This window comes from Lentzea xinjiangensis (genome assembly GCF_900110955.1).
Taxonomy (GTDB): Bacteria; Actinomycetota; Actinomycetes; order Mycobacteriales; family Pseudonocardiaceae; genus Lentzea; species Lentzea xinjiangensis.
The window spans coordinates 1-23074 of record NZ_FOFR01000025.1 but is presented as its reverse complement, the minus strand read 5'-3'; the positions used below and the strand labels follow the sequence as shown (position 1 = coordinate 23074).

Below are 23074 nucleotides of genomic sequence, written 5' to 3'. Positions count from 1 at the left end.
AAACAGGTTCTTCATCAGTTGCGGCGAGCCTCGTCGCCATGAGGGTGCATGTGGTCCTGGGGGCCGTCGGACTGACGGCGCTGCTGCTGACGGCGACCCAGCCGGCGGGCGAGACGTCTCCGGTGCCGCCGCCGTCCTCGTCGTCCGCCGCGCCGGTCCCGGCGTCGTCCTCCCCGCCGTCCTCCTCTCCGGCGCCGCCCCCTCCGCCTTCGCCGCCGCGGGTGTACGCGTCCAGCTCGGACCTGCCCGACGGCCCGGACTTCCCGGTCGCGGGCGCAGGCACGTTCCACGTCGTACCGGGTTCGGGGCCGGTCGTGGGCACGGGACCGTTGCGCACCTACGCCGTCGAGGTGGAAGACGGCATCACGGTCGACGAGCAGGCCTTCGCGTCGTTCGTGGACGCCACGCTCGCCGACCCGCGCGGCTGGACGGCCCGCGGCGCCCGCTCGGTCCAGCGCGTCTCCGGCCCGGCCTCGGTGCGCATCAGGCTGGCTTCGCAGCAGACCGCCCGCGCCGTCTGCGGTTTCGAGATCCCGGTGGACGTCTCGTGCCGCGACGGCGGTTTCGTGGTGCTGAACGGCGCTCGCTGGTTCCGCGGAGCCGTCGCCTTCCTGCCGGACCTGACCTCCTACCGGCACTACCTGGTCAACCACGAGGTCGGTCACGCGTTCGGCCAGGGCCACCAGCCGTGTGCGGTGGCGGGTGGCCCGGCGCCGGTGATGATGCAGCAGACGTTCAGCGTGTCCAACGACGAGATCGTCCGGATCACCGGCGGCGTGCCCCAGGGCGCCGTCATCCCGCGGGACGGGAAGGTGTGCACGCCGAACGGGTGGCCGTACCCGTGACCTTCCTGGCCATGACCACGGTCGTCGTCTCGCCCTCGACCGCGAAGACCGGTTCCACCCGCTCGAACACGGCCCTCAGCTCGGTGACGACATCAGCCCCGCTGAACCCCGCGATCATCCGGTAGGCCGTGCGCAGGAATCTCGTCGTGCGGGTGTTCTTGGCGAGCCGCACGTCGAACACGAACAACCGGCCGCCGGGCCTGAGCGCGTCCGCGGCGTTCGCGATGGCCGCCGCCACGTCCGGCATCGCGCTGAACGCCCCAAGCGCCACGGCCGCGTCGAACTGCCCGGCCCCGTGGTCGGCGGTGCACGCGTCGGCCCGGCGCACTTCGACGTGCGGCTGCTTCACCCGTTTCCTCGCGACCGCGACCATGCGCGGGCTGAGGTCCACGGCGACCACGCGTCCCCGCGGTCCGACGGCTTCCGCGAGCGCCGGGAGCAGCGCTCCGGTGCCGCAGCCGATGTCCAGCACCGCCTCGCCCGGTCTCAGGTCGAGCTGCTCGAGCGCGAGCCGGGTGAGCGACCCGGAGAACCGGTCGAGCAGGCGGTAGTAGGTGAGTGCGGCGAAGTCCCAGAACTGCACGACGTCCCCCTCCGGCGTTTTGCAATGCGAACGCATCGTAAAACAGGGTGGAGCTAGGATGCAATGCGATTGCATTGGAGACGGGGATGCCGAAGCAGGTCGACCACGACGAGCGCAGGCGCGAGATCGGCGCCGCCGTGTGCCGGCTGATCGCGCAGCGGGGCCTGGACGCGGTGAGCCTGCGGCACGTGGCCGCCGAGGCGGGGGTGTCCATGGGGCGCGTCCAGCACTACTTCGCGACCAAGGACGACCTGCTCATGTTCGCGTTCGAGCTGATCAGCGACCGCGTCGCGGCGCGTCTCGGCGCGATCTCCGCGGACGACCCGGCGGCGTGCCTGCGGGCGGTCCTGCTGGAGCTGCTGCCGTTGAGCGCCGCGGCCCGTGCGGAGGCTCCGGTGCTCGCGGCGTTCCTGGCTCAGGCGGTGGTGGAACCGCGCCTGGGCGAGCCGTTGCGCCGGGGCAGCGGCGAGATGGCCGCGTGGCTCGCGGGGATGATCAGCGCGGTGCGTCCCGGTGGTGACCCGGAGCGGGACGCGTCGGCGCTGCTGGCGTTCGTCGACGGGCTGATGCTGCAGGTGCTGATCGGCCAGGTCTCCGCCGAGGCGGCCGAGGAGCTGGTGGACCACCAGCTCGGCCGCGTGCTCACCCGTGGCTGACGTCGATCTCCTCCGTCACGCGGTCGCGGCGCACCGGCTGCGGCACTCGCTCGGGCTGAACCCGTGCACGCGCTTGAACGCGGCGCTGAAGCCGAAGGCGTCCGCGTAGCCGACCCGCCGCGCCACCGCGGCCACCGTCGCCGACGACTCGGTCAGCAGGTCCGCCGCCACGGCCATGCGCCACTCCGTCAGGTACGTCAGCGGCGGCGAGCCGACCAGCTTCGCGAACCGGCCGGCGAGCGTCGTCCGCGCCACCCCGGCCTCGGCGGCGAGCGACGCGAGCGTCCAGGGCTCCGCCGGCCGTTCGTGCATCGCCCGCAGCACCGGCCCGACCACCTCGTCGGAGAGCGCGGCCAGCCACCCCGTGCCGTGCTCGCGGTCGAACCACTCCCGCAGCGCGCAGACCATGATCCAGTCGAGCAGCCGGTCCGCCACCACGCCGGTCTCGCCGGTTCCGAGCGTCCCGTAGAACTCCGCGCACCCGTCGGTTCCCGGCGCCACCAGCGCGTCCGGCAGGACCGCCGCCAGCCGGCGGGCCACCGGCCCCATGACCTCGTAGGTCCCGCTGACCGCGGTGGCGTTCCCCCGCACGGGCACGGAACCCCGCACCACCAGGACGTCCCCGGGGCCTGCGGTCTTGCCCAGGACCTCGATCTCGCCGGACACCACGGCGTACAGGGTGAGCCCGGGCTGCGCCCGCGTCCCGGACACCTCGACCCGGCGCACCCCGGCGCCATCCGCGCGCACCCCGCGCAACAGTTCGTCGAACGGCTCCATACCCACCAAGATACGGCCGGGACGATCGGACAGCAGCGGCGAACGCTCGCCCATGTCCCCGGCCGCCCGAACGCGGTGCAGTGGAAGCCATGACACAAGAGATCCTCGTCCTGGGCGCCACCGGGAAAACGGGCCGCCGAGTCGTCCGCGCCCTCGAGAAGTCCGGCGCCGGGGTCCGCGCCGCGTCCCGCTCCAGCGCCGTGCGCTTCGACTGGTCCGACGAGTCGACCTGGGGGCCCGCCCTGTCCGGCGTGAGCGCCGCGTACGTCATCGCCCCCTACGACCCCGCCGCAGCGGCCCCGTTCGTCGACCAGGCGCGGGCGGCGGGCGTGCGCCACCTGGTGCTGCTCTCCGGCCGGGGACTCGACGAGATACCGGGCACCGTGTTCGCGGGGATGCACGCGGCCGAGGAGGCCGTGAGGGCGTCCGACGTGCCCTGGACGATCCTGCGCGCCAACAACTTCGCCCAGAACTTCTCCGAGGAGCTGTGGCAGCCCGGGATCCGCGCGGGCCGCCTCGCGCTGCCCGTCGACGACACCCCCGAGCCGTTCGTCGACGTCCACGACATCGCCGACGTGGCGGCCCTCGTCCTCACCGGCGGAGGCCACCACGGCCGGACCTACGAGCTCACCGGCCCCGCCACCATCACGTTCGACACGGCGGTGCGGAAGATCTCCTCGGCACTGGGCCGCACCGTGGAACTGGTCCGGCTGACCCCGGACGAGTACCGCGAAAGCCTGTTGTCCCAAGGCGTCTCCGAAGAAGAAGCCGCCGAGCTGAACGGCATGTACGACGCCATGCGCAAGGGCCTGCTGGCCCCCACGACCGACGACGTGAGCCGCCTGCTGGGCCGCCCGGCCACCGACTTCGACACCTACGTCGCCGGAGCCCTCGACGCCTGGCGCTAACGCCGCGGCAGCAGCAGGTGCACGGCGAACCCGCAGGCCGTCGCCATCACCGCCTGGTAGACGACCGAGAGCTGGTACCGCGACGCCACGAGGAACGCCGCGTCCAGCCCGGTCGTCCACCAGCCGGCCAGCTCACCCAGCCCCACCACGTGCCACCCGAAGAACCCGGCGCACCACCCGGCGACCACCCAGGCGCCGCGCCCACCCCGCCGCGCGAACAGGAACGTCGACATCGCGGCCACCGCGTTGAAGGCGAGCGCCACCCCGGTGAGCGTCGCGTCGGCACTCCGCACGAGCACGGCCAGCGTCTGCACGACCAGCACGACGGCCACGAGGATGATGCCCAACCGAGTCTTGTCCACGCGGCACCCTAGCCCGGCCGGTTCGCGCTTCCAGAGGTGTCGCCGCCTCGGCGCGCTGGCCCAGACTGGAACGATGACGCGCGGCTCCGCGGTACCCGCGGACTACGACACGGATCCGGGGCGGTTCGAGGCCAACGCGCTCTCGACCTCCCTGTTCTCCCGCGACGGCGACATCCACGCCGGTGTCGCCGCGCGCATCGCCGCACGGGGCTGCTCGCTGGCGCTCGACGTCGGCGGCGGGACGGGCGTCCTGGCCCGGTTGCTGCTCGACCGGAGCGTGCCGGCCGTCGTGGTGGACCGTGCGCACCACGTGGCCCGTGCGCCGGGGCCGGCGGTGCGCGCGGACGCGCTCAGCCTTCCGTTCCGCGCCAACGCCTTCGACGCCGCGGCGGCGTTGTGGGTGCTGCACCACGTGACCGACCCGGCGGCGGCGCTGACCGAGATCTCCAGGGTGCTGCGGCCCGGCGGCGTCCTCGTGGTCTCGACGTCGAGCCGGTGGAACGACCCCGAGCTCGCGTGGGCGTTGCCGCGGTGGGGCGAGCCGACGAGCTTCGACGCGGAGGACGCGCCGGGCCTGCTCGACCCGCTGTTCGAGGTCGACGAGCTGACGGTCTGGAACGCGCCGCCGATGACGTTGCCCAACCGCGCCGCCGTGGCGTTGTTCCTGCGCGGAAGGCATGTGCCGGAACGGAAAGCGGTCGACCTGGCCGAGCACACCCAGGTGCCGCTGGTGCTGACGAAGCGGGGCCTGGTGGTGTGGGCGCGCAAACGTCACGGCAGGTCGCGCAGCCGCCCGTAGACCTCGGCCGCACGAGGCGCGCCCAGCTCGCTGAAGATGGTCAAGGCGTCGGTCCAGCACGTCCGGGCCGCGTCGGTCCTGCCCTCGGCGTGCCAGACCCGGCCGAGGTCGTCCAAAGTGGCCGCTTCGCCGTACCTGTCCCCGATCTCCCGGCGGATCACGAGCGACTGCCGCAGGAAGTGGATCGACTCGCCGCTGCCGGAGAGCCGCTGGCAGACGAGCCCGAGCCCGGCGAGCGTCTCCGCTTCCCCGTAGCGGTAGCCGATCGCGTGCCGGATGGCCAGGGCCCGGTCGAGGTGGTCGTGCGCCTCCCGGAACCGGCCGAGCTCGTGGTCGGTGAGACCGAGGAAGTGCAGGGTCTGCGCCTCTCCCCACTCGTCACCGAGCTGCCGGAACACCGCCAGCGCCTCGGTGAAGCACCGGATGGCCTCGGTGAACTGCGCCTGGTCGTGGTGCGCGGTGCCCAGGCTGATCAACGCCTGCCCCTCGCCCCAGGTGTCGCCGATCTCGCGCCGGATCGCGAGCGCGGATCCCAGGTACGCCAACGCCTCCTCGAAACGGCGCAGGTCGCGGTGCGCGATCCCGAGCCCGGCGAGCAGGGAGGCCTCGCTGAACCGGTCGGCGCAGCGCTGCGCCGCGGTGAGCCCCGCCTGGTAGGTCGCGATCCAGTCGGCCCACGGCTTGCGCAGCGTGAAGAACGCCCACAGCGCCAACGGAAGCCGGCACGCCACCTCGGGCAGGTCCGCCGCCAGTGCCGCGTGCACCGCGGACACCAGGTTCATGCGCTCGGCCTCGCACCACTCCAGCGCTTCACCGTGCGTGCGGAACGTCAGAACACCGGCCGTGCTCACCGACGGCTGAAGCGGAATGCGCCTGCGCATAGGCGTGAGCACGTGGTCAGCGGAGTCGGCACACGCGAGGTACCAGTTGAGCAAGCTCTTCACAGCCCTCTCGCGCTGCTGCTGCGACTCCTCCTCGTCCGTGCGCTCCTTCGCGTAGACGCGCAACAGGTCGTGGAACCGGTAGCGGTCGTGGCCGATCTCCATGAGGAGGTAGCTGTGCGTGAGAGCGCCGAGCTGACGCCGGATGTCCACGACGGAGTGGCCCGTCAGCGTGGCGGTCGCGGTCGCGCTGAACGTCGGCCCCGGATGCAGCCCGAGCATCCGGAACACCCGCGCCGTCTCCGGTGCCAGCGCCCGGTACGACCACGAGAAGACGGCGCGGATGGCGGACATCTCGTCACCGTCCGCCTCGAGCACGTCGAGCCGGTCCGCCTCGGAGGCGAGCTGCCCCAGCAGGTCACCCAGCCGCAGGTACGGGTGCGCCGCGACCCGTTCGCCGGCGATGCGCAACGCGAGCGGCAGGTGCCCGCACCGGTCCGCCAGCTCGTCGATCGCCCCGGGCTCCCCACTGGTGCGATCGGCCCCGATCACCTCGCGCAGCAAGGCCGTCGAGTCGGCGGGCGGCAACATGTCGAGGGTGATGCGATAAGCGCTGTTGCGCGCCACCAGACCGGGCAGGCTGCTGCGGCTGGTCACGATCAGCAGGCACTCCGGGGTGCTGGGCACCAGCGCCCTGACGTCGTCCGGGTGCGTGACGTTGTCGAGCAGGATCAGCACCCGCCGGTCGTCCAGCATCGACCGGAACAGCGCCGACTTCGCCTCCACGCTGCGCGGGACCTTCTTGCCGGGCACGTCGAGCGCCAGCAGGAACGCCGACAAGGCGTCATCGGCGGTGAAGGGCGTCCCAGGTGAGTAGCCGTGCAGGTCGAAGTAGAGGTCCCCATCCGGAAAACGACTCCGCACGCGCTGAGCCCAATGCACGGCCAACGCCGTCTTCCCGACCCCGGGCGAGCCGGTGACGATGCCGATCGTCGCCGAGCGGCCGCCGGTTCGCCGTTCGGCCAGGCCGTCGAGCTTGGCGAGCTCGGCTTCGCGGCCGATGAAGCTGGGAATCGTGCCCGGCAGCTGGCGCGGCGTCAGCGGCGACGACGACCCCCGGCCGCGGTACAGGTGCACACCGCCCTGCACCTCGCCGACCTGCACAACGTTCTCCGCGCCTCCGGCGGCCTCGTTGTGCGTGCCTCTGTCGGACGGGTCCATGTGGACATCGTCGGTCACCGCACCGGACGTGATCGACCGCCAAGCGGGTCGATCGGCGCGAGTGGCTCCGGCAGGGACCACCTCGACGCGGAACTTCGGCCACGGTCAGGTCCGGCCGCCGCGTTCACGCCGGGGAGACGGTCAGCCCTGCTCGTCCGCTCGTGTCGTGGTGTCCCGGCCGGTCAGCGCACTCCACCGCTTCACTGCTGCGACAGGATCGTCTGCTGCGGCCACCATCCGACACAGTGGTGTCGCCGCGGCGCGGAGTCCTCTGTCCTCGGATTCGATCAGCAGGCCGTATCGAACATGACCTGTCACCGGGCAACTACCGAGTCATACCTGTCCCGCACGCGAGTCTCCACAACATCGCCACCGGGAGATTTGGACCGATTGAGTGAACCCACTGCACAAGCACGTGGGCCGACCTCCGAAGAGATCGGCCCACGTGCTCGCCACCTGCGGTGTAGCGCCCCTGGCAGGATTCGAACCTGCGACCTCGGGATTAGAAGTCCCTCGCTCTCTCCACTGAGCTACAGAGGCTGGAGGGGGTGCGAAGGTGACCACAGCACGTGGCCACCGGTGCCCCCCACCGGACACATCGTCCGGAGTCGATCGACCGTTTCCGCCCTACGGCCAAATGGGTGATAAAAACGGTCTAAACGTGATGGGGATCACGTCCGGGGGGCCGTCGAGGCTCTCTCCACGAGGGAAACGTCGAGTCTCGTCGGCCGGGGCGGTCTGCCGCCGGCCAGGAGTTCCAGCGCCAGTTCGCCGGCGCGGCGGCCCTTGTCGGCCAGGGGTTGACGGACCGTAGTCAGCGGCGGGTCGCTGTAGGCCGCCTCGGGGACATCGTCGAAGCCGACGACGGAAACATCCCGGGGGACGGTCAGGTTCAGGTCGCGCGCCGCTCGCAGGGCGCCGAAGGCAAGCTGGTCCGACGCGCACAGCACAGCGCTCGGGCGTGGCGTGCGGGTCAGCAACCACCGCGCGCCGAGACGTCCGAGCTCGCGATCACTGCCGCGCGCCTCCCACACCGGGACATTGTCCGGTCGGACCCCGGCTTTTTCCAAAGTGTCGAGGTAGCCGCCCAGCCGATCGCGGCTCACGCGGAACGGCACGTCCGAACGGCGCTGCGCGGACACCGGGCCGGATGCTCCGTCCGGGTGTAGCGTGAACGTCAGCACGCCGAAGCGGGAATGTCCCAGTTCCAGCAGGTGCGCCGCGGCGAGGGAGGCGCCGACGTGGTCCTGCACCTCGACCCGCGCCGAGCCCGGCAGCACCGGCTGGTCGATCACCACGAGCGGCAGTCCTCGCGCGGCCACCGCGTCCAGGGCGGGCGCCGAGTCCGGTAGCGAGTAGGCGACCATCACGTCTGCCTGCGTGCGCGTCACGATCGACGGGCGCGGGCCGCCGCTCGCGTCGCCCGGCATCAGGACCAGGCTGTGGTCGTGGCCGTCGACGGTCGAGGCGAGGCCGTCGAGCACGATCGACAGCGCCGGGTCCGAGAACGCGCCGGACAGCCCCTGCGGCAGCATGAAGCCCACGGCCGCGGACGTGCGGGTGGCCAGGGAGCGGGCGACCGGGTCGGGGCCCGCGTAGCCGAGTGAGCGGGCCGTTTCGAGGATGCGTTCGCGCAGCGCGGACGAGAGCTGGTCGGGGCGGTTGTACGCGTTCGACACCGTTGCCCGGGAGACCCCCACCGCGGCGGCGACGGTGTCCAGCGTCGGCCTGCGTCGGCGGTCGGAGTCCACGGTCAGCATCGTAGGCGAGGGATCGCACCCAATTCGCTGGCGCGGCTGAAGCGCTTCAGTCATGCTGGGGCGCATGTCTGCGCGCCTGGCCACGTTCCTCGTCTTCCTCTTGAACGGCGCTGTCTTCGGCACCTGGGCCGCACGCGTGCCCGCGCTGGCTGAGCAGATCGGCGCGGAGGTGGGCAGCCTCGGCCTGGCGTTGCTCGGGGCGAGCGTCGGTCTGGCCGCCACGGCGCCGCTGGCGGCACGGGTCTGCGCGGTCTACGGATCGCGTGGAGTGCTGATAGCGAGTGCCCTCCTCAGTCCGGCGCTTCTGCCCGTGCTCGCGTTGTCGCAGTCGCCGTTGCAGTTCGGTCTGACGCTGGTCGCGCTGGGCGGGAGCATTGCCGCGATGGACGTGTCGATGAACATCGCCGCGGTCGTCGTCGTCCGTGATCTGCAACGGGCGTTGATGCCGCAGTTCCACGCCGGGTTCAGCTTCGGCGGTCTCATCGGGTCGTTGGGCAGCGCCGCCGCAGCTCAGGCGCATTGGGCGCCCATGCGGCACTTCCTCGTGGCGGCGTTGGTCTGCATCGTCGTGACGGTGCTGATCGCGAAGAAGATCCCCGGAGGAGTAGGGGAGCGGCACAGGGAAGAAGTCACCGAACGCCGCAGCGTGCTCAAGAGCCCGGTTCTCTGGCTGTTGGCGAGTGTCGCGCTGTGCAGCGCCATTGCAGAAGGGGCGGCGGCAGACTGGTCAGCGTTGTTCATAGTGCGTGAACGGGGAATGGGCGACGCGGCAGGTGCATACGCCTACGCAGGGTTCTCCATCTCGATGGCTCTCGCGCGGTGGTTCGGCGAACCGATTCAACGCACGCTCGGCCCGCACCGCCTCCTCGCCACGGGTGGCGCTCTGGCCGCGGCGGGCCTGGCGCTCGCCGTCGCGGTGCCGTTCCCGGCGGCCGGGTACCTCGGTTTCGGGCTGGCCGGCCTGGGGCTCGCGTTCTCGTTCCCCGTGGTCATGGACCTCGCCGGCGAAACCGGCAAGCGCGCGGACGGCAGCGGTGGCGAACGCGAGCTGGGACTTGTGACGACGATCGCCTACACGGGGTTCCTCGCGGGTCCACCGATCGTGGGAGGACTCGCGCACGTCAGTTCACTGGTCGTGTCGCTCGGGTTCGTGGCGCTGGTCACCGCGCTGATCATCCCGGCGGCGTGGCTGGCCAGGAGGGCCGCTAGGCAGCGGGCATCCGTTTGAGCGCTTCCTGGCCGATGGGTTCCAGCGCCTCACGGGCCTTGGTCTCCGTGACGCCGCCGCCCATGCCGATGGCGACCATCAGCGACTCGGTGCGCGTCACGGCGATGGTGGCCGTGCACACCATGTCCTTCTCCTGCTGACCGCAGCTGAGCCACGTGGCGTGCTTGGCGGTCTGGACTTCGCGGCCCTTCTGCTGGACGTTCCTCGACTCGTCGAACGACCGGTAGGGGACCGCCACCAGCACGAACGCGTTCTCCTTGAGCGTGAAGAGGCACGAGTTCGGCACTTCGCCGCGTGGTGCGGGCATGAACTGCAGCGTGCCGATCGGCTTCAGGTCCTTCTCCGTCACGAGCTTGCACGGGTCGATGCCGTCGGTCTTGCGCGGCGTCGCGATCGCCAGCGGCGGCAACGGAGCCGCGAGCGGCTCGCCCTGGACGCGGTACGAGCAACCGGTCACCGCGAGAAGAGCGAGAAGGAGGAGGAGAGAACGGCTCACACGGCGCACAGTAGAGGGTCGTAGGCTCCTGGACGTGGCAATCGAACGCTCCACCAGAACGGGTTTGGTGCCCCTCGTCGTCGTCGGCTTCGCGGTGGCGGCCCTCGCGGCCGTCGCGCTGAGCGCGCTGTCGGGCAACCCTCCCGCAGGGCTGCTCGTCGTGCGCGTGCTCACCGAGACAGGCGCGGTGGTGACCATCGGCTCGTTGCTGCTGGCGGCGTTCCTCGTGCCACCGCAGAAGTCGGGCACTCTCGCAGCGGACGGTTACGCCGCCATGCGCACCGCGGGCTGGTTCGCGCTCGTGTGGCTGGTCGGCGCCCTGCTGTCTGTGCCGTTCACCACAGCGGCCGCGATCGACCGGCCGGTGAGCTCGTTCACGTTCAGCCAGATGATCGCGACGGCGATGTTGCTGGAGCAGTCGAAGGCGTGGCTGCTGACGGCGATCATCGTGGCGTTGCTCGCGCTGGCCTGCCGTCTGGTGCTGACGTGGGGATGGACGACGGTCCTGCTGTTCGGGTCGATCTTCGCGCTGGTGCCGGTCGCGGTCACCGGCCACTCGTCGTCCGGCGGCTCGCACGACATGGCGACGAACAGCCTGTTGTTCCACCTCGTCGCCGCGGTGCTGTGGGTGGGCGGTCTGATCGCGTTGCTCGCGCACGGCAGGCGTGGCGGCGCACACCTGCCCCTCGCCGCGACGCGGTTCTCGAAGCTCGCGCTGGTCTGCTGGATCGTCATGGCCGTCTCGGGTGTGGTGAACGCGCTCGTGCGCGTCACTCCCGCCGACCTCGTCACGTCCACCTACGGCTGGCTGACGCTCGGCAAGCTGGCCTGTCTGCTGCTGCTCGGCGTGTTCGGCTACTTCCAGCGCGAACGCGGCGTGAAAGGGGTGGTGGACGGGAAGCCGCACGCGCTGCTCAAGCTCGCGGGCCTCGAGGTCCTGCTGATGATGTTCACGATCGGCCTGGCCGTGGCGCTGGCCCGCACGCCTCCGCCCGGCGGCGGTGCCGAGCTGCCCAGCCGGGTGGAGATCGCCATCGGCTACGACCTCGCCGGGCCGCCGACGCTGGCGCGCATCCTGTTCGACTGGCGCTTCGACCTGATCTTCGGAACGGCGGCGCTGGCCCTCGCGCTGCTGTACGTGCTGGGCGTGCGCAGGCTCGTCAAGCGCGGCGACAAGTGGCCGGTCGGGCGCACGGTCGTGTGGCTGTGCGGGTGTTTCTCGCTGCTCTTCGCGACGTCGTCGGGCATGGGCCGGTACTCGCCGGCGATGTTCAGCGTGCACATGGAGGCGCACATGGTGCTGTCCATGTTGACGCCGATCCTGCTCGTCCTCGGTGGACCGGTCACGCTGGCTTTGCGCGCGTTGCCGGTCAGCAAAGAGGTGCCGGGGCCGCGTGAGTGGGTGCTGGCTTTCGTGCACTCACCGGTCGCGCGTCTGCTGACGAACCCCTTTGTGGCGCTGGCGTTGTTCGTCGGGTCCTTCTACGCGTTGTACTTCTCGGGACTGTTCGAGGCCGCGCTGCCGTACCACTGGGCGCACCTGGCGATGAACGCCCACTTCATCCTCGCCGGATACGTCTTCTACTGGCCCGTGATCGGCGTTGACCCGTCACCGAACAAGCTGCCGCCGCTCGGCCGGTTGGGGCTCTTGTTCGCGTCGATCCCGTTCCACGCGTTCTTCGGTGTCGTGCTGATGAGTTCCATGAACGTCATCGGCGAGCAGTTCTACCGCGGCCTCTCGTTGCCGTGGGTGCAGAACCTGCTGGAGGACCAGCGGCTCGGCGGCGGCATCGCGTGGGCGGCGGGGGAGATCCCGCTGCTGGTGGTCATGGTGGCCCTGCTCGCGCAGTGGGCGCGGCAGGACACCCGTGAGGCGAAGCGGTTGGACCGCAAGGCCGACGCCGATGGCGACGCCGACCTCGAGGCCTACAACGCGATGCTGCGGAAGATCTCCGAAAAGGGCTGACGCCGCGAGGACTCGGTCCTACACCGACAGCGGCCGGCGGAAGCCGCGGACCGCGAAGAACGCGCCGATCGCCGCTATCACGCCGCTCGTGACCAGCGCGCCGAGCACGCCGGTGACCGGGTGGGCGAGCGCCAGGCTGCGGGCGGCGTCGACCGCGTAGGTCAGCGGGTTGACCTTCGCGATCGCCTGCAGCCAGCCGGGCAGGCCGGTGATCGGCACGAACGCGCTGGACGCGAACATCAGCGGGAACATCGCCAGGAAGCCGACGGTCTGCATCAGCTCCGCCTTGCGCACCCATGCGGCGATCGCGATGAACACCCAGCTCAGCGCCCAGCCCACGATCAGCGCGAGGCCCAGCGCGGCGAGCGTGCCGAGCATGCCGCCGTCCGGCCGGAACCCGAACACGAGCAGACCGAACGCGATCATCAGCACGAGCTGGAACCCGGTGCGGACAGCGTCGGACAGGTTGCGGGCCAACAGAACGGTGCTCGGCCTGATGGGCAGCGAACGGAACCGCGCGAGCACACCGTTCGACATGTCCTGCACGAGCCCGATACCGGACGCGAGAGAGGACTGCATCGCGGTGTTCACGAGGATCGCGGGCAACAGGAAGTTGATGTAGCTCATACCCGGCGGGAAGTTCGCCGTGGACGTGATGCTGCCGAAGATCTGGCTGAACAGCGTCAGCATGATCAACGGCTGCAGGATGCTGAAGAAGACGAGTGCGGGCGTGCGCAGGAGCGCGCGCAGAGAACGGCCGGTCAGCACGAGGACTTGAGTCGCGTAGCTGCTGCCGTGCCAGGTCAAGGTCGCCATGATTCCCCCTAGTTCGCGGCGAGAGTGAGGTAGACGTCGTCCAGCGTGGGCTCTTTGAGGCCGATCTCGTGGGCCTCCAAGCCGTTGTCGTCCAACGCGCGCACGACGGTCGCAAGGTCACGTGACGCGCCGACGGGCGTGGTGAGCGTGAGGCCTTCCGCGACGGGGTGCAGCCCGACCGCGGTGATCGCCTTCAGCGCGGTGTCCACATCGGACGCGGAGTCGAGCGTCACGGTGACCGTGCGCTGGCCGACCTGCGCCTTGAGCTCGGCGCTCGTGCCGGACGCGACGACCTTCCCGTGGGACAGCACGGTGATCGAGTCGGCGAGCCGGTCGGCCTCGTCGAGGTACTGCGTCGTGAGCAGCACGGTCGTGCCGTCGGCGACGAGCTTCTCGACGATCTCCCACATCGCGAGGCGGCTGGCCGGGTCGAGACCGGTGGTGGGCTCGTCCAGGAACAGCACCTCGGGGTTGCCGACCAGCGAGGCCGCCAGGTCGAGGCGGCGCCGCATGCCGCCGGAGTAGGTCTTGGCGTTGCGCTTGGCGGCGTCGGTGAGGTCGAACTGCTCCAGCAGGTCGTCCGCGCGCTGGTGGGCCTGCTTGCCGCCGGCGCCGAGCAGGCGGGCGATCAGCACGAGGTTGTCGTGACCGCTGAGCTGCTCGTCGACGGCGGCGAACTGGCCGGTGAGGCCGATGCGGCTGCGGACGTCGTGGCCCTGCTTGACGACGTCGAACCCGGCGACCCGCGCGCTGCCGCCGGTCAGCGGCAGCATCGTGGTGAGGATGTTGACCAGCGTGGTCTTGCCGGCGCCGTTGTGGCCGAGGAGGCCGAGGACGGAGCCCTTCTTGGCGGTGACGCTCACGCCGTCGAGCGCGAGCACGTCGCCGAACTTCTTGCTCACGTCCGTGGCCTCGATCATGAGCTCAGACATGTGTTCCCCCCTGGTGTGAGTGCCCCGTGCAGGAAGAGCTCCACGAGCTGGACCGGTTCGGCGGTCGTCTCGCCGAAGCCCTCGCCCTGCAGGCGGTTGGTGAAGACGAAGCCGAGCAGCAGGCGGGCGGCGTGCTCCGGCGTCGTGCGCATCCCGGCATCCCCGAAGAGCCCCGCGACGGCGCTGGAGATCCGTTGCATGCCTTCCGGCGGGCCCTTGTGCTTCTCGTTGTCGTCGTGGTCCGGGCGCCACCCGGACTCGCGCAGTGCGCCCATGACGCCCCACATGCGGTCGAGGTAGCCGAGCACGGACTCGACCGCCACGACCAAGCGGTCCTGCAACGGCAGGTCCTCCGGGATCGCGTTGATGGCGGCGACTTCGTCGTCAGAGAGCAGTGCGCGCTGGATGACCGCTTTGAGCAACTCGGCCTTGTCCTTGAAGACGCGGAACACCGTGCCTTCGGCGATCCCCGCCGCCGTGGCGATCTGGCTGGTGGTGACGTTCGCGCCGGCCTTCACGACGAGCGGCAGCGTGGCTTGGACGATCGCCTCGCGGCGGTCCTCCGGGCTCATCGCGGGGGCGCGGCGGCGGCGTGGTTCCTCTGACACGTCCGCCACTGTATGAGTGAGTACTCACTCATGTCAATGAGTGGGCGCTCACTCACTCGCTCGCTCCAGCGCCGCACTACCACCAGGGTCCGACAATTCCGTGGTTGGAGCCGCTCCAAGATCCCGACCTGTCCACAACCCGCCAGTTATCCACAGATCTCCGTCCGCCCGGCCCGCGCCACCCGCTCCCGGAGCAACCTGGACCGGCAACCCCGCAACCCTGGAGGCGAACCGATGTCCTGGAATTCCACGGTGGTCACCGTCGTTGGTCATGTGGCGAGCGAGATCTCGTGCAGGTACGGCGAGGACGGCAAGACGAACGCGTTCTTCCACGTCAACTCCACCGAGCGCCGGTACAACACGGCGATCGGGGACTGGGAGGACGGCGAGTCGATCTGGCTGGGCGTGTCGTGCTGGCGCAAGCTCGCCGACAGCGTGAAGACCACGCTCTCCAAGGGAGATCCCGTGATCGTCCAGGGCAGGCTGCGCATGCGCCACTACGAGAAGGACGACGTGAAGCGGACGGCCTTCAACCTGGACGCGCACCACATCGGCCTCGATTTGAGCCGGGTGCAGTCACTCGGGTCCGCTCCGGTCGTTGAACCGCGCGGCGGCGAAGATCTCGTGACGGAACCCGTGCCGTTCTGAGCTTGCGCCGTTCGGGCGCAACCGCGCACGGGAACCGGGGAATACACCTTTCTGCGGCGCCGTCGCCGGAGAAGATGTGAGCACTGCGAACCAAGAGGGAGGGAAGCTCGTAGGTCGGGCCACCGAGGACCGATCGCCGACGGTCGTTCACGTTCGAACGGAACGAGCAGGTCACCGAGTCGCGTGACGCTCGATCCGGGGGTGAACACCCGCTTGTCGGCGACCGAGGTCAGGAGCCTCTGGGCACCGCTCTACGATCGCCGCCATGGCCGAGTTCATCTACACCATGAAAAAGGTGCGCAAGGCGCACGGTGACAAGGTCATCCTCGATGACGTCACGATCATGTTCTACCCCGGCGCGAAGATCGGTGTGGTCGGTCCCAACGGCGCCGGCAAGTCGAGCGTGCTCAAGATCATGGCGGGGTTGGACACGCCCAACAACGGCGAGGCCTACCTGGCCCCCGGTTACACCGTGGGCATCCTGCAGCAGGAGCCGCCGCTCAACGAGGAGAAGACCGTCCTCGGCAACGTCCAGGAGGGCCTGGGCGAGATCAAGGTGAAGCTGGACCGCTTCAACGAGATCGCCGAGCTGATGGCGACCGACTACTCCGACGAGCTGATGGAGGAGATGGGCAAGCTCCAGGAGGAGCTCGACCACGCCGACGCGTGGGACCTCGACTCCCAGCTGGAGCAGGCGATGGACGCCCTGCGCTGCCCGCCGCCGGACGCCGACGTCACCAAGCTCTCCGGTGGTGAGCGCCGCCGCGTGGCGCTGTGCAAGCTGCTGCTGAGCAAGCCCGACCTCCTGCTGCTCGACGAGCCCACCAACCACCTGGACGCGGAGAGCGTCCTGTGGCTCGAGCAGCACCTCGCGCAGTACGCCGGCGCCGTCCTCGCCGTCACCCACGACCGGTACTTCCTGGACAACCTCGCCGAGTGGATCCTCGAGATCGACCGCGGCCGGACCCACCCCTACGAGGGCAACTACTCGACCTACCTGGAGAAGAAGGCCGAGCGCCTCGCGGTCCAGGGCAAGAAGGACCAGAAGCTCCAGAAGCGCCTCAAGGACGAGCTCGACTGGGTGCGCTCCGGCGCCAAGGCCCGCCAGGCCAAGTCCAAGGCGCGTCTCGACCGCTACGAGGAGATGGCGGCCGAGGCGGAGAAGACCCGCAAGCTCGACTTCGAGGAGATCCAGATCCCGCCGGGCCCGCGTCTGGGCAACGTCGTGGTCGAGGTCGAGAAGCTGAAGAAGGGCTTCGGCGACCGGGTCCTGATCGACAACCTGTCGTTCACGTTGCCGCGCAACGGCATCGTCGGCGTCATCGGCCCGAACGGCGTCGGCAAGACGACGCTGTTCAAGACCATCGTCGGTCTCGAGGAGCCGGACGCCGGCAGCGTGAAGGTCGGCGAGACGGTCCTGCTGTCCTACGTCGACCAGAACCGGGGCGGCATCGACCCGAAGAAGAACGTGTGGGAGGTCGTGTCCGGCGGACTCGACTACATCCACGTCGGCAACGTCGAGATGCCGTCGCGCGCGTACGTCAGCGCGTTCGGCTTCAAGGGCCCGGACCAGCAGAAGCCCGCGGGCGTGCTGTCCGGTGGTGAGCGCAACCGCCTGAACCTCGCGCTCACGCTCAAGCTCGGCGGCAACCTGATCCTGCTGGACGAGCCGACGAACGACCTGGACGTCGAGACCCTGGGCTCGCTGGAGAACGCTCTCGAGCAGTTCCCCGGCTGCGCCGTGGTGATCTCGCACGACCGGTGGTTCCTCGACCGCGTCGCCACGCACATCCTCGCGTGGGAGGGCACGGACGAGAACCCGTCCCAGTGGTACTGGTTCGAGGGCAACTTCGAGGGCTACGAGAAGAACAAGCTCGAGCGCCTGGGCGCCGACGCCGCGAGGCCGCACCGTGTCACCTACCGCAAGCTGACACGAGACTGAGAGGGCAACGGCGACGTCGTGGCGGCGAGGGGCGAGACGCAGGCGAACGTCGAGGTGAGCACGCTGGTCGTGCCCGCCTGGCGGCTGCGTTGGCGGGCACCGGAGCTCGCTCTGGTGCTGGGCGAGCGCGCACTCGCCCTCGCCTCCGCTCGTCACGACGAGTCCGACCGCCTGCGGGCGGAGTCGCTGGTGGTCTTCGCGGGCAACCGCGTCGGCCGGGGTGTCCACGTCGCCGAGCGGGCGATCGACGCGTTGAAAGCGGCCGAGGCCGCCGGTGAACACGAGACCGCGTGGCTGCTGCGGGTGGAGCTCGCCGCGTGCGCGCGGTCCGTGGGCGCCCCGCTGACGGGCTTCGCCGCCGTGACGCCCGTGCTCGAGGCTCCCGACGTGCCAGCGGAACTGCGGGCCTCGGCGCTGGTACAGGCCAGCGAATGCCTCGTCACGGTCGGCCGCGGCGACGAACCCACGCGGGCGCTCGCGGAGGCGGACCAGCTCTACGTCGCCGACACGACGCTCGACGACGACACCCGCCTGTTGCTGCGCGGCCTGATCCGTGCCGTGCAGGCCGCGCAGCACCGGCGGTGGGGCGACATCGCCGCCGCCATCGGTGCCGCACGTGAAGGCCTCGACCTGCTGAGCAGGTTCGCCGACCCGTCGGCCGACAGCGGCCAAGGCCTCGGCCGGCTGACGCTGGAGCTGGTGCTCGCGTTGATGGACGCGAACCGCCTGCTCGACGCGAGCGAGGCAGGCGCCCCGGTGCTCGACCGCCCGGTGCGGGCGCCGTCGGCGTCCACGACGGGCTGGCTCCGCCTCGCCCTGGCGACGCGCGTGCACCTGCCGGCGGGCAGGGTCGGGCTCGCCCGCGAAATGCTGCGCGAGGCCGCGGCGAGCGCCGAACGCCACCAGCTCGACACCTTGCTCGCGGAAAGCCTGCTCGCGCTGGCCCACGTGCACGAGGTGTCCGGCGAGCTGGCCGACGCGCTCACGGACCTGCGTTCGGCCCACGCGGCCGAACGCCGCCGAGCCCGCGCCGTCTACGCGGTGCGCGCCCGGCTCGCCGCGGAGTTCGCGGGCATCCACCGCCAGCCCGCCGACCTGCACCGGCAACTGGCGGAGCTGCTCCGACCGGTCGAGGGCATGCCCGTCGCCGCCGACGGCGTGCTGTCCGCGGCACTGAAGCAACAACTGCGCCAATGGCGGCCCGTCCAGGTGCGCAAGGGCGAGGGCGTGAAAGCCAACCGCGTCCGCCGCGCCGCCGAAGACATGACAGTGGACGGTTTGTCCGCCGCACGACAACACGCCGCCGACCGGTGGCGCATGGTCCAGCCGTTCGGCGAACCCGAAGACAAGATCCCGGAGCCCGTGGAACCGCCACCCGCACCCTCGTCCTCCTCCGACCGCACCGTCCCCGCCTCCGGCCTGATCGCCTCCGCGGGCGCCATGGTCAGCGGCCGCCGCCGCGCGGCCCGAGAGGCCGCGGGCGAGTTCGACGACCGGCCGACCACCATCGCGGAGATCCCTCCCATCCCCGCGGACGAGCCCGCCACCGCGCAGCCAGAACCGGCTGCGCGGCAGCAACCACCCGCCCGGCCGGAAATATCCGCCCAGCCACAGCCGCCCGCGCAGCCGGAACTACCCGCCCAGCCGAAGCCGCCCGCCCAGCCGGAGCCGGCCAGGCGGCCGGACCTGCCCGCGCAGCCGGGGCCGCCACCGCAGTCGGGACTGACGCCGGAGCAGGAGCGCAAGCGCAAGGTCGAGCAACAGCTCATGGAGCTGCAACGCGAGGCCCGCCGCCAGATCGAGGCGGAGCGCCAAGCCAGGGCCGACCAGCGTGCCCAGGCCGAACGCGAAGCCCGGGAGGCGGAGGAGACCACCCGCCAGGAGGCTGCGCGCCAGGAAGCCGCCCGCCAGGAGGCGGCACGTCAGGAGGCGGCCCGCAAGGAAGCGGCTCGCGCGGAGGCAGCCCGCAAGGAAGCGGCCCGCCGGGAGGCTGCCCGCCTGGAAGCGGTCCGGCGCGACGTGGCCCGCCAGGAGGCGGCCCACCAGGAGGTCGCTCGCCAAGCCGCCGAGCGCGAGGAGGCAGCCCGCGAAGCAGCCGTCCGCGAGGAAGCGGCGCGAGCGGACGCCGCCGCCCGCGGGGAAGCCCCGGCCGCCCAGCCGGAGAGCGTGCTGGACATGCTCAAGGCCCAGGGCCTGCGGGCAGGTGGCCGCCGCCGGGCCCGCGACGCCGAGGCAGAGCCCGCGACGCCGTCGTGGAGGGTGGAACCCCCGGCCCACCACCGCCAGGACGATCCCGGCACCGGTCCGCAGTCCGCGCGGAGCTACTCCGCCGATGCCGCGGCGTCGGACACCGCGGGCGCGGAACCGCAGGGCCACTCCGCTTCTCCGCGCCAGGACTCCTCCGGCGCGGAGCCGCAGTCGTCGCAGAGCTACTTCGGCGCCTCGGCGGCGCAAGCCGCTCCGGATGCGCGGTCCCGGTCCTCGCAGGGCTTCTCCTCGGATGACCGGTCCGCCTCCCCGGACCACCCGAACTACTTCGCCGACCCGGACATGCCCGACAGGTCCGCCCGCTCAGGTCTGGCGGCGGCGTTCTCCCGGCCCCCGGCGGTCCCCGGCTTCGGGCCCCACCCGGACGAGCCGGGCCACCCGCTGCACACCCCGGCGGCCGGCTTCCCCACCGCAGCCGATCCGGACGAGCGCAAGCTCCCCGACCTCGACTTCAGCTCGCTCGACTTCACCCCCTCGAAGTCGCAGCCGTCGTCCTCCATCCCCACGCCGGAACCCGTGACCCTCCCGGAGCCGGAACCGAGTCCCGCCCCGGAGCCGTTGCCCCCGGTCCCGGATCCCGTCCCGACGGTACCCATCCCGGACGAGATCCCGCGAACTCCGGAACCGGACCTGCTGTCGAGCACCTTCCTGTCCTCCGCGGACGTGGAGGACGACGCATCGGACGTGCCCACGGTGCCGGTTCGCGCACCCCGCGTCCCGGACGAGCGGCCCTCCGCCCGGACCACCGGCGAACCGCCGGCCTTCGGCAGCCAGTCCGGGTTCGGCGCCCAGTCGAGCTTCGGGACCCAGTCCTTCGGCGACCAGTCCTTCGGCAACCAGTCGTTCGGCAGCCAGGGTTCCGGCGCACAGGGCTTCGGGACCCAGTCCTTCGGTGCCCAGTCGAGCTTCGGCAGCCAGTCCGGTGTCGAGGCACAACCCGGGCGGGCCATCCCGTCCGACCCGGAAACGGCGGCCGGTGGTGCCACGCACGCCGACCCCGCCGCACAGGCGGGCTCGGCCGAGCCCGACCACACCGCGTCCGCAGGCCTCGCGGCAACCGGCGGCGAACCGGCCCGCACCGAGGCGGACGGCGAGACCGGTGGGCGGACGGGGCGTCCGAGCAGCCGCCGCAGGCCGAGCGACCTGAGCCTCGCGGACCTGCTCGCCGAGGCGCTCGTCGCCTACGAGACGGGGCGCCGCTCCGACGAGGAACACGTCGAAGCCACGGACCTCGCTGCGCCGGAGTGGACGTCCGCGGAACCGGCGGACGCGACCGGCTCGGCGCAGTCCGAGTCGCCCCAGCCCGGCGACTCGCCCTTCCGGCGCGGGGAACCGTTCGGCTCGCCGTTCGGGAGTGGTCCGGCGGTGACCGAGCCCGCGGCGGAAGCTCGGTCCGGCCAGGACTCGTCGTTCGGGACCGGTCCGGCCGCGGACAGCGGCACCGGCGCGGACTCCGGGTTCGGTGCCGCGGCGGCGCAGCCCGCACCGGAGGCGCAGCCCGGCTCGGATTCCCCGTGGGGGACCGGCTCGGCGGCAGAGCAGAGGTCGAGCGCCTGGCTCGGCGCGGACTCCTACTTCGCCACCGGCCAGTTCGGTGGCCAGGCGGGCGCACCGACGCCGTACGTCCTCTCGGAACAGCCGTTCGTCTCGCAGCAGCCCTCGGTGGCACCCGTCCCGCCACCACCGTCCGCGAGCCGAGGTCCGTTACACCAGGAGCAGGCGCCCGAGTCCGAAGAGGAGAAGACCGGCCCGATCGTCCCCGTGGGCACGGCGCCGGACAGCGAGACCACCGGTCCGATTCGTCCCGTTTCGACGGACGGTCCTCCCGGCTGGACGCTGCCGGGGACGTGATGGTGGCCAGCACCACACCGCGAACTTCCGCGGGCAGTCCGGTCGTGCGTTGACCGGGTGCGTGATTCACCCGGTCCGGTGTGAAAGCCGGGCCCATGATCGGTTGTGTGCGCGGAGGATCGGCCGGGTCCGAGGTCTGCCCGCCTTGCCGGAGCAGGCCCGTGGCCTGGTGCGTCCGAGCGCGAAATCCGTTGTCGCCACTGATGAAGTGACTCGATTCAGCCTCGATTCAGTGGTCCGTCAGTGCCCCTCCCGTTGCCGGTGACGGCCGCCACCCCATCTAGGGTGGAGGCGGACCCGGCACACAGAGGTGCCGGATAGCGTGGAGTCGCCTGAAGATGACCTCGACTGGAGCCCCGACCCGAACCGACGACGTCCCCGCGGTACCTACCGCGGGCGGCGGGAGTCGACCGGCCAGTCCTGAACAGGTCCGTGACGAGCTGATCGAACGGGCCGCCGCCAATGCCCCCGAACTCGCTGATCTGATCCGCCTCTTCTACCGGCACGTGCCCGCCGAGGAAGTCAACGACGACGACCCGGTGGACTTGGTCGGAGCGGTGCGGTCGAACTACCAGCTCGCCGAGAGCCGCATCCCCGGACGCGCCGCGGTGCGCATCCTGAACCCGACCCGCGGCAAGGACGGGTGGCAGTGTCCTGTCACCGTGGTCCAGGTCGTGACCGACGACATGCCGTACCTCGTCGACTCGGTCGCGTCCGAGCTCACGCGCGGTGGTGTGCAGGTGCAGCGCGTCGTGCACCCCATCGTCGTCGTGCGCCGTGACCCGGTGACGGGCGAGCGCACCGAGGTGCTGCCGGCCGCCGACCCGGCCGACCCGCCGGCGGACGCGCTGGCCGAGTCGTGGATGAACATCGAGGTCGACCACATCACCGACCCCGATCGTGCCCGCGAGCTCGAGACCCGGCTGCTGGCGGTGCTGAACGACGTCCGCGAGGTCGTCGAGGACACCGACCGCATGGTCACCACGGCGCTGCAGCTCGCCGAGGAGCTGGCGAAGGAGGCGTCCGAGGCCACCATTGACGGCGCGAAGCTGCTCCGCTGGCTCGCGGACGGGCACTTCACGTTCATGGGCTACCGGCAGTACGAGCTGGTGCACGAAGACGGCGAACCGGCGTTGCGGGCGGTGCTCGCGAGCGGTCTCGGCGTGCTGAGGCAGGACAGCCTCGCGGCGCGCAGCCTCACCGCCGGCCCGGACAACGGCGCGCAGGCGCTCAGCACCGAGCTGCTGGTGCTGACGCAGGCGAGCGCGCAGAGCAGCGTGCACCGCAGCGTCTACCCGTACTACGTCGGCGTGAAGACGTTCGACGCCGAGGGCAACGTCTCCGGCGAGCACCGGTTCCTGGGCATCTTCAGCACCACGGCGCTGCACGAGGACGTGCTCGACATCCCGGTGATCGAGCGCCGCGTGCGCGAGGTGATCCACCGCGCGGGCTTCCCGCTGCAGTCCTACTCGGGCCAGCGGATGCTCGAGGTGATCCAGAACTACCCGCGCACCGAGCTGTTCTCGG

At 71.1% G+C, this 23074-nt stretch carries 18 protein-coding genes, 1 tRNA gene and 1 pseudogene; 10 read left to right on the top strand and 10 right to left on the bottom strand.

The genetic code is table 11. The features are described from left to right. Positions 1 to 38 precede the first annotated feature (38 nt). Positions 39 to 845, top strand: a complete 807-nt coding sequence (locus BMW88_RS35145) for a DUF3152 domain-containing protein (RefSeq protein WP_089959560.1) — start codon at positions 39 to 41, stop codon at positions 843 to 845. On the opposite strand, the gene BMW88_RS35140 is transcribed toward BMW88_RS35145, so the two are convergent. After that, entirely contained in the window at positions 793 to 1464 is a 672-nt protein-coding gene (locus tag BMW88_RS35140) for a class I SAM-dependent methyltransferase (protein ID WP_177221571.1), read from the bottom strand. The two genes, BMW88_RS35145 and BMW88_RS35140, sit on opposite strands and share 53 nt — an antisense overlap. Before the next feature lie 50 nt (positions 1465 to 1514). On the opposite strand from BMW88_RS35140, the gene BMW88_RS35135 reads away from it, so the two are divergent. Next, the gene (locus BMW88_RS35135; RefSeq protein WP_089959556.1) at positions 1515 to 2084 is read left to right on the top strand and encodes a TetR/AcrR family transcriptional regulator; all 570 of its coding nucleotides are present in this window, start codon (positions 1515 to 1517) and stop codon (positions 2082 to 2084) included. Between the two features lie 15 nt (positions 2085 to 2099). On the opposite strand, the gene BMW88_RS35130 is transcribed toward BMW88_RS35135, so the two are convergent. After that, positions 2100 to 2861, bottom strand: coding sequence for an AraC family transcriptional regulator (locus tag BMW88_RS35130; protein WP_089959555.1), 762 nt, complete (start codon positions 2859 to 2861; stop codon positions 2100 to 2102). A gap of 89 nt (positions 2862 to 2950) precedes the next feature. Here BMW88_RS35130 and BMW88_RS35125 point away from each other — a divergent pair, with 89 nt between their 5' ends. Next, complete coding sequence (locus BMW88_RS35125) at positions 2951 to 3769, top strand: NmrA family NAD(P)-binding protein (RefSeq protein WP_089959551.1); 819 nt, start codon at positions 2951 to 2953, stop codon at positions 3767 to 3769. Here BMW88_RS35125 and BMW88_RS35120 read toward each other — a convergent pair. Then, positions 3766 to 4131 (bottom strand): hypothetical protein, encoded by a 366-nt coding sequence (locus BMW88_RS35120; protein ID WP_143116415.1) that lies wholly within the window; start codon positions 4129 to 4131, stop codon positions 3766 to 3768. The genes BMW88_RS35125 and BMW88_RS35120 overlap by 4 nt on opposite strands. Positions 4132 to 4204: 73 nt before the next feature. Between BMW88_RS35120 and BMW88_RS35115 the strand changes: the two genes are divergently transcribed. Further along, positions 4205 to 4930 (top strand): class I SAM-dependent methyltransferase, encoded by a 726-nt coding sequence (locus BMW88_RS35115; protein ID WP_177221570.1) that lies wholly within the window; start codon positions 4205 to 4207, stop codon positions 4928 to 4930. On the opposite strand, the gene BMW88_RS35110 is transcribed toward BMW88_RS35115, so the two are convergent. From BMW88_RS35110 to BMW88_RS35100, 3 genes are all read right to left on the bottom strand, one after another. Next, the gene (locus tag BMW88_RS35110) at positions 4903 to 7032 is read right to left on the bottom strand and encodes an ATP-binding protein (RefSeq protein ID WP_089959540.1); all 2130 of its coding nucleotides are present in this window, start codon (positions 7030 to 7032) and stop codon (positions 4903 to 4905) included. The genes BMW88_RS35115 and BMW88_RS35110 overlap by 28 nt on opposite strands. A gap of 467 nt (positions 7033 to 7499) precedes the next feature. Continuing rightward, positions 7500 to 7572, bottom strand: a tRNA-Arg gene (locus BMW88_RS35105). Between the two features lie 131 nt (positions 7573 to 7703). Then, complete coding sequence (locus BMW88_RS35100; protein WP_425434721.1) at positions 7704 to 8792, bottom strand: LacI family DNA-binding transcriptional regulator; 1089 nt, start codon at positions 8790 to 8792, stop codon at positions 7704 to 7706. Positions 8793 to 8856: 64 nt separating this feature from the next. Between BMW88_RS35100 and BMW88_RS35095 the strand changes: the two genes are divergently transcribed. Further along, on the top strand, positions 8857 to 10020 hold the full coding sequence (locus BMW88_RS35095) for an MFS transporter (protein WP_089959794.1): 1164 nt from the start codon (positions 8857 to 8859) through the stop codon (positions 10018 to 10020). Here BMW88_RS35095 and BMW88_RS43730 read toward each other — a convergent pair. Beyond that, a complete protein-coding gene (locus BMW88_RS43730; RefSeq protein ID WP_245778271.1) occupies positions 9998 to 10516 on the bottom strand; it encodes a hypothetical protein in 519 nt (172 codons plus the stop codon). The two genes, BMW88_RS35095 and BMW88_RS43730, sit on opposite strands and share 23 nt — an antisense overlap. A gap of 34 nt (positions 10517 to 10550) precedes the next feature. Here BMW88_RS43730 and BMW88_RS35085 point away from each other — a divergent pair, with 34 nt between their 5' ends. Further along, positions 10551 to 12482 (top strand): bifunctional copper resistance protein CopD/cytochrome c oxidase assembly protein, encoded by a 1932-nt coding sequence (locus BMW88_RS35085; protein ID WP_245778270.1) that lies wholly within the window; start codon positions 10551 to 10553, stop codon positions 12480 to 12482. A gap of 18 nt (positions 12483 to 12500) precedes the next feature. Here BMW88_RS35085 and BMW88_RS35080 read toward each other — a convergent pair whose 3' ends face one another. The 3 genes from BMW88_RS35080 to BMW88_RS35070 are packed head-to-tail and all read right to left on the bottom strand — an operon-like array spanning position 12501 to position 14838. Beyond that, entirely contained in the window at positions 12501 to 13298 is a 798-nt protein-coding gene (locus tag BMW88_RS35080; protein ID WP_089959532.1) for an ABC transporter permease, read from the bottom strand. 8 nt (positions 13299 to 13306) lie between these two features. Further along, positions 13307 to 14230 carry an ATP-binding cassette domain-containing protein gene (locus BMW88_RS35075; RefSeq protein WP_089959792.1) on the bottom strand — a complete coding sequence of 308 codons (924 nt, stop codon included), beginning with the start codon at positions 14228 to 14230 and terminating at the stop codon, positions 13307 to 13309. Further along, a complete protein-coding gene (locus tag BMW88_RS35070; RefSeq protein WP_089959790.1) occupies positions 14215 to 14838 on the bottom strand; it encodes a TetR/AcrR family transcriptional regulator in 624 nt (207 codons plus the stop codon). The genes BMW88_RS35075 and BMW88_RS35070 overlap by 16 nt, the downstream gene beginning before the upstream one ends. Before the next feature lie 252 nt (positions 14839 to 15090). Here BMW88_RS35070 and ssb point away from each other — a divergent pair, with 252 nt between their 5' ends. From ssb to BMW88_RS35050, 4 genes and pseudogenes are all read left to right on the top strand, one after another. After that, the gene (gene ssb / locus BMW88_RS42450) at positions 15091 to 15486 is read left to right on the top strand and encodes a single-stranded DNA-binding protein (protein ID WP_177221569.1); all 396 of its coding nucleotides are present in this window, start codon (positions 15091 to 15093) and stop codon (positions 15484 to 15486) included. Positions 15487 to 15751: 265 nt separating this feature from the next. Beyond that, the gene (gene ettA / locus BMW88_RS35060; RefSeq protein ID WP_089959525.1) at positions 15752 to 17428 is read left to right on the top strand and encodes an energy-dependent translational throttle protein EttA; all 1677 of its coding nucleotides are present in this window, start codon (positions 15752 to 15754) and stop codon (positions 17426 to 17428) included. An 18-nt stretch (positions 17429 to 17446) separates the two neighbouring features. Then, the gene (locus BMW88_RS42445; protein WP_089959522.1) at positions 17447 to 21547 is read left to right on the top strand and encodes a hypothetical protein; all 4101 of its coding nucleotides are present in this window, start codon (positions 17447 to 17449) and stop codon (positions 21545 to 21547) included. Between the two features lie 338 nt (positions 21548 to 21885). Continuing rightward, a pseudogene (locus BMW88_RS35050) lies at positions 21886 to 23074 on the top strand (NAD-glutamate dehydrogenase domain-containing protein); the annotation flags it as partial.